This window comes from Cupriavidus cauae, from assembly GCF_008632125.1.
Classification (GTDB): Bacteria; Pseudomonadota; Gammaproteobacteria; order Burkholderiales; family Burkholderiaceae; genus Cupriavidus; species Cupriavidus cauae.
In genome coordinates this window covers 178,423-184,871 of the sequence record NZ_VWRN01000023.1, presented here as the reverse complement: position 1 = coordinate 184,871, position 6,449 = coordinate 178,423, and the positions used below count along the sequence as shown (strand labels likewise).

General features: G+C 68.1%; 5 protein-coding genes. 4 read left to right on the top strand and 1 reads right to left on the bottom strand.

The window, feature by feature from the left end; all coding sequences use genetic code 11:
• Positions 1-1,951, bottom strand: a 1,951-nt coding sequence (locus F1599_RS07960; RefSeq protein ID WP_150082696.1) for an Rne/Rng family ribonuclease, incomplete at its 3' end; no start/stop codon positions are given.
• 838 nt (positions 1,952-2,789) lie between these two features.
• On the opposite strand from F1599_RS07960, the gene F1599_RS07955 reads away from it, so the two are divergent.
• The 4 genes from F1599_RS07955 (at position 2,790) to F1599_RS07940 (ending at position 6,304) form a co-directional block, all read left to right on the top strand.
• Positions 2,790-3,812, top strand: coding sequence for an RluA family pseudouridine synthase (locus F1599_RS07955; protein WP_149317023.1), 1,023 nt, complete (start codon positions 2,790-2,792; stop codon positions 3,810-3,812).
• A gap of 54 nt (positions 3,813-3,866) precedes the next feature.
• Positions 3,867-4,526: an HAD-IA family hydrolase gene (locus F1599_RS07950; RefSeq protein ID WP_149317024.1), complete on the top strand. Its 660-nt coding sequence runs from the start codon at positions 3,867-3,869 to the stop codon at positions 4,524-4,526.
• Positions 4,519-4,971 (top strand): Rieske (2Fe-2S) protein, encoded by a 453-nt coding sequence (locus F1599_RS07945; protein ID WP_150082695.1) that lies wholly within the window; start codon positions 4,519-4,521, stop codon positions 4,969-4,971. The genes F1599_RS07950 and F1599_RS07945 overlap by 8 nt, the downstream gene beginning before the upstream one ends.
• A 118-nt stretch (positions 4,972-5,089) precedes the next feature.
• Positions 5,090-6,304: a S49 family peptidase gene (locus F1599_RS07940; protein WP_150082694.1), complete on the top strand. Its 1,215-nt coding sequence runs from the start codon at positions 5,090-5,092 to the stop codon at positions 6,302-6,304.
• Positions 6,305-6,449: the final 145 nt, after the last annotated feature.

Below are 6,449 nucleotides of genomic sequence, written 5' to 3'. Positions count from 1 at the left end.
CCTGGCGCTCGCCGCGTTCGGCGCGCTCACCACGTTCTGCGCGGTCACCACGCTCCGTGCGCTCGCCGCGTTCACCGCGCTGGCCACGTTCGCCACGCTGGCCGCGCTCGCGCCGGCCGCCTTCGCCATTGCCGCCGGTGCGGGCTTCCGCCGCGGCGGGCTTGGCCGGCTGCACGGGAGCCGGCGCCGGACGGGCGCCGAACAGGCCCTTGAGCCAGGCGATGAAGCCGCCGCTGCCGATCGGCTGCGTCGCCGCTGCCGGAGCGGCCGGCTTGGCGGCCGGGGCTTCCTGGCGCGGGGCGCGCTCGGGGCGCGGCACCGAAACCGGGGCCGGCTGCTCGGGGGTGATGCCCTTGACCGCGGCTTCCTGGCGCGGCTTGGCGTCTTCCTTCTTGCGGCTGCTGTAGCTGGTGTCCGCCTCCAGTTCCTTGGCGGCGGCCTCGGCCATGCGGTAGCTGGCCGTGCTCTCTTCCAGGCGCGGATCGTCGTGGCGCAGGCGCTCGAGCTTGTAGTGCGGCGTTTCCAGATGCTTGTTCGGGATCAGCAGCACGTTGACCTTGAAGCGCAGCTCGATCAGGTTGATGTCCTGGCGCTTTTCGTTCAGCAGGAAGGCGGCGACCTCGACCGGGACCTGGCAGTGGATCGCGGCGGTGTTTTCCTTCATCGCCTCTTCCTGGATGATGCGCAGCACCTGCAGGGCGGACGATTCGGTATCGCGGATATGGCCGGTGCCGTTGCAGCGTGGGCAGGTGATATGCGAGCCCTCGGACAGCGACGGACGCAGGCGCTGGCGCGACAGCTCCATCAGGCCGAAGCGGCTGATCTTGCCCATCTGCACGCGCGCGCGGTCATGGCGCAGCGCGTCCTTCAGGCGCGTCTCGACGTCCTTCTGCGCCTTGTTCGACTCCATGTCGATGAAGTCGATGACGATCAGGCCGCCCAGGTCGCGCAGGCGCAGCTGGCGGGCGATCTCGTCGGCCGCTTCCAGGTTGGTGCGCAGCGCGGTTTCCTCGATGTCGGCGCCCTTGGTGGCGCGCGCCGAGTTGACGTCGACCGAGACCAGCGCCTCGGTGTGGTCGATCACGATGGCGCCGCCCGACGGCAGCATCACCATGCGGGAATACGCGGATTCGATCTGGTGTTCGATCTGGAAACGCGAGAAGAGGGGCACGTCGTCCCGGTACTTCTTCACGCGGTTCATGTTGTCGGGCATCACCACGCTCATGAAGGCGCGGGCCTGCTCGTAGATGTCGTCGGTGTCGATCAGGATTTCGCCGATGTCGGGCTGGAAGTAATCGCGGATCGCGCGGATCACCAGGCTCGACTCGAGATAGATCAGCAGCGGCGCCTTGTTGTCCAGCGCGGCGCCGTCGATGGCCTTCCACAGCTGCAGCAGATAGTTCAGGTCCCACTGCAGTTCCTCGGCCGAGCGGCCGATGCCGGCGGTGCGGGCGATGATGCTCATGCCGTCGGGGACGGTCAGCTGGCCCATCGTCTCGCGCAGTTCCTGGCGGTCCTCGCCCTCGATGCGGCGCGACACGCCGCCGCCGCGCGGGTTGTTCGGCATCAGCACCAGATAGCGGCCGGCCAGCGAGATGAAGGTGGTCAGCGCCGCGCCCTTGTTGCCGCGCTCTTCCTTCTCGACCTGGACGATCAGTTCCTGGCCTTCGTGCAGCGCATCCTGGATGCGCGCGTTGCGCACGTCGACGCCTTCCTTGAAGTAGGCACGGGCCACTTCCTTGAACGGCAGGAAGCCGTGGCGCTCTTCGCCGTAGTTGACGAAACACGCTTCGAGCGACGGCTCGATGCGGGTGATCACGCCCTTGTAGATATTGCCCTTGCGCTGCTCGCGCCCGGCGGTCTCGATGTCGATGTCGATCAGTTTCTGACCGTCGACGATGGCGACGCGCAATTCCTCCTGCTGCGTCGCATTGAACAGCATGCGTTTCATCGCAAACCCTCGTTCCAATGCCGCGGCCGGCACCGGTAGTGCCGCGCGGCGTTTCGAAAGCACGCGAGGAAGCGAGAGGTGGCGTGAGAATTGCCGAAGGCGCCGGGGCGAATGCAAGCCGCCGGCTGGGCACGGGTGAAAGAGAGAGACGTCGGCGCGCTGCGCGGGGTTCGGACCGCCATGCCCGCCATGCGCGAGCTGCGCGCAGGGTCAGGCGGCGATATCGGACGGAGGCCGGGGTGCGGGGGAGGGCAGCGACGACAGGATGCCGCTTGCGCTTCGGCTCGCACCGGGGCCGGCCACGAACGGCCAGGACGCGTCAAAGAGCAAGGTTGTCGGACGCGGCGGCATGCCACCACGACCTGAGCGACCGACAAGGCAGGCGCACCTGCTGCTTGTTGGAGTTCTGCGACCGGGCGCCGCGATTGTCACCATGTCGTCGATCAGGCGAGGGGCCAGGCAACCGGCCGGCACCGATTTCCGGTGCGGCGGGACTTTCTCTCACCGAAGCGAATGCCGTATCGGCATCCGCCTTCAAATTCTGTTCTACCTGAACACTCTGCTCCCACGTGACCGCGTCCGCGCCGAACCCGCCTTTGGGCGGTTTTCCTGCGCACAGCCGGTACCGTGCGTGCTGCTTGTTACTTTATTTACTGCTGTAGGCTGCCAGCGGAGCTGTCGGCCTGTACCGCCATTTGCCCGTCCGGCGCCTGCGGATTACGCGATGGCGGGGGACCGGGCCGGGCCAGCGGTGACCCGAAGTGTAAAATGCGACAATTCGCTTACACCGCTTGCGCTGCCGGCTATGGCCGGGGTAGCGCGGAAATTATATTTGAAAATGAATGAGTTACGCCATCGAATTGAAAAAGAGGTGCGATCCGGCACGGATGCGCCCCAGGTGGCGTATGTGACCATCGGGGAAGACGCCGACGGTCAGCGTATCGACAACTACCTGCTGCGGGTCGCCAAGGGCGTGCCCAAGAGCCATGTCTACCGGATCCTGCGCTCCGGCGAGGTACGGGTTAACAAGGGCCGCGTCGATGCGACCTACCGGCTGAAGCTGGGCGATGTTGTGCGCATTCCGCCACTTCGGGTGGCGGCGACGGCGGCGGCCGACGTCTACGTGCCCGCGGCCTCGTTTCCGGTGCTGTTCGAGGACGCGCATCTGCTGGTGATCGACAAGCCGGCCGGGGTGGCGGTGCATGGCGGCTCCGGCGTGGCCTTCGGCGTGATCGAACAGCTGCGCCAGGCTCGCCCCGAGGCCCGCTTTCTGGAGCTGGTGCACCGGCTCGACCGCGAAACCTCCGGCATCCTGCTGCTGGCCAAGAAGCGCGCCGCGCTGGTGCACCTGCACCAGCAGATCCGCGACAACGCGATGGACAAGCGCTATTTCGCCTGCGTCGCCGGCGAATTCGGCCACAACCGCCAGCACGCCCGCTTTCCGCTGTTCAAGTACACCACGCCGGACGGCGAGCGCCGCGTGCGCGTGCAGGCCGATGGCCAGCCGTCCCATACGGTGTTCAACCGTGTCGCGTCCTTCCCCGGCTACACGCTGCTGGAGGCCGAGCTCAAGACCGGCCGCACCCATCAGATTCGCGTGCATCTGGCGCAACTGGGCTTTCCCATCGTCGGCGACGACAAGTACGGCGACTTCGCGCTGAACAAGGCACTGGCGCGCGCTGGCGCCAAGCCGGGCCTGAAGCGGATGTTCCTGCACGCGCACCGGTTGACGTTCGTGCATCCGGGTACCGGCCAGCCGTTGACGCTCAGTGCGACGCTGCCGGACGAGTGCGAAGCCTTCCTGCGCCAGCTGAAGCAGATGGGACAGGCCGGCCACGCGTCTACGACCCACGCCCCCTAGCCGGATGACGTCATCGTCACCTCGGCGGCCCAATTTTTTCGATCGAGAACCCCCATGGCCCGGCAACGCTTCGACCTGATCGTCTTCGACTGGGATGGAACCCTGATGGATTCCACTCCGACCATCGCCAAATGCATCCAGCTTGCCAGCCGCGACCTTGGCCTGCCGGTGCCCGACGAGGACGCCGCCCGCCACGTGATCGGACTCGGGCTGAGGGACGCGCTCGAATATGCGATCCCGACGCTGGACCCGGTCGACTATCCGAAGCTGGCCGAGCGTTATCGGTATCACTTCCTGACCCGCGACGCCGAGCTGGTGCTGTTCGACGGCGTGCTGGAGATGCTGCAGGCGCTGCGGGCCCAGCACTATTTCCTCGGCGTGGCCACCGGCAAGACCCGCGTCGGGCTGCAGCGGGCACTGGCCGCCACCGGCCTGACGGCGCTGTTCGATGCCACGCGCTGCGCCGACGAGACGTTCTCCAAGCCGCATCCGGCAATGCTGCACGAGCTGACGCGCGAACTGGGCCAGGAGATGGGGCGCACCGTGATGATCGGCGACACCACGCACGACCTGCAGATGGCGGTCAACGCCGGCGCCCACGGCATCGGCGTCTGCTATGGCGCCCACCCGGCCGATTCGCTGCGGGCGATGACGCCGCTGCACTGCGCCAGCTCGATCGCCGACCTGCACGACTGGCTGCATACCCATGGCTGATGCCGGTCCCGGACCCGATCGACCCGGCTCGGCGGCGGGCACGCCGGCTGTGCCGGCCGGCGCGCGCCGCCTGTGCGCGGCGGACGAGCTGGCCGAAGGCGGCGTCGGCGTGCGCTTCACGGTCGCGATCGGCGGCCGCGAGATCGGCGCCTTCGCGGTGCGCTACGAGGGCGCGGTGCATGGCTATCTGAACCAGTGCGCCCATGTGCCGATGGAGCTCGACTGGCAGGAAGGCCACTTTTTCGAATCGTCGGGCCTATACTTGATGTGCGCCACACATGGCGCGATCTATGCGCCCGACAGCGGACTGTGCGTCGGCGGACCGTGCCGCGGCGCTTCGCTCGCCAAGCTGCGGGTCGAGGAGCGCGACGGCGCCGTCTACTGGATACCGGAGTCGCCGTACGACGATCCGCCGGCGTCGCCGTCGCCACCGCCGGTGCCGTAGGCGGCGGACGCCGCGACCGCGCATCGGAAACCCCGAGAACCGCGATTTGACCGAGGAAACCCTCGGGGCCGCCTGCGCAACGATGTTTGCGCGGTGACACCCGTTCGAGAGTATTTGCATGACAGACCAGAACAAACCGCCGGTGAACCCGAACGAGCCGGATGCCGAACCGGGTCGCCACGACGAGGGCCAGGGCCGGCGAGAGGGCGGAAGCGAGGGCCGAAGCGAGGTCCGGCGTGAGGGCGGGAACGAGCCCGGCGAGCGGCTTGAAACCGCGCGCCACGCCGACTATCCGCTCGAGGCCGAGGTCCGGGACGCCGAGGCCGCCGCGCGCCGCGAGTCGGTCGAGCGCAAGGCGCGGCTCAAGGGCGAGTCGGCGGGGCCGGTCAAGACCGGCGCCGGCTGGGAGCGCGATGTGCTGGAGCGCGTGCTGATGGCGACCTTGCGCGAGCAGCGGGCCGCGCGCCGCTGGAAGATCTTCTTCCGTCTTGCCGGCTTCGCGCTGGTCGCGCTGGTGCTGTTCTCGCTGTTCGACTTCAAGCCCGACGGCGCCATCACCAGCGGCCGGCATACCGCGATGGTCACGCTGGAGGGCGAGATCGCCGCCGGCACGCCGGCCAGCGCCGAATCGATCAATGCCTCGCTGCAGGCCGCCTTTGCCGATGCCAACGCCGCCGGCGTGATCCTGAAGATCAACTCGCCCGGCGGCTCGCCGGTGCAGGCCGGCATCATCAACGACGAGATCCAGCGCCTGCGCTCGCTGCATCCGTCCAAGCCGCTGTATGTGGTGGTCGAGGAGATCTGCGCCTCGGGCGGTTATTACGTGGCGGCCGCGGCGGACAAGATCTATGTCGACAAGGCCAGCATCGTCGGCTCGATCGGCGTGCTGATGGACGGCTTCGGCTTTACCGGGCTGATGGACAAGCTCGGCGTCGAGCGCCGGCTGTACACCTCGGGCGCCAACAAGGGCATGCTCGACCCGTTCTCGCCCGAGTCGCCGCAGCAGAAGGCCTTTGCCGAGCAGATGCTGCGCCAGATCCACGAGCAGTTCATCGCGGTGGTCAAGGAAGGGCGCGGCAACCGCCTGAAGGACGATCCGACGCTGTTCTCCGGCCTGTTCTGGTCGGGCGAGCGCAGCATCGAGCTGGGCCTGGCCGACGGCCTGGGCAGCGCCGAATCGGTGGCGCGCGACGTGCTGAAGGCCGAGAACATCGTCGACTACACGGTCAAGGAGAACATCGCCGAACGCGTGGCCAAGCGCTTCGGCGCCGCGGTCGGCACCGCGGCCGCCAAGACGCTGATGTGGAACTCGCGGGTGCAGTCGCTGTATTGATTCGATCGCCGGGGGCGCTCGCGTACCCGCGCGCGGCGCGGCTTGCTCGCCGGCTCCCGGCCTGGTGGCCTGCGTGCTTCTGGGCTTGCTCGGCCCGGCCCCGGCTGCCCGCTCCTCGGCTCCCCGGCTCCCCGGCCGCCTCGGC

Coding starts and splice junctions, on each gene's coding strand:
- F1599_RS07950 (WP_149317024.1), top strand. CDS start 3,867: ATGGCCCGGCAACGCTTCGACCTGATCGTCTTCGACTGGGATGGAACC.
- F1599_RS07945 (WP_150082695.1), top strand. CDS start 4,519: ATGGCTGATGCCGGTCCCGGACCCGATCGACCCGGCTCGGCGGCGGGC.
- F1599_RS07940 (WP_150082694.1), top strand. CDS start 5,090: ATGACAGACCAGAACAAACCGCCGGTGAACCCGAACGAGCCGGATGCC.
- F1599_RS07955 (WP_149317023.1), top strand. CDS start 2,790: ATGAATGAGTTACGCCATCGAATTGAAAAAGAGGTGCGATCCGGCACG.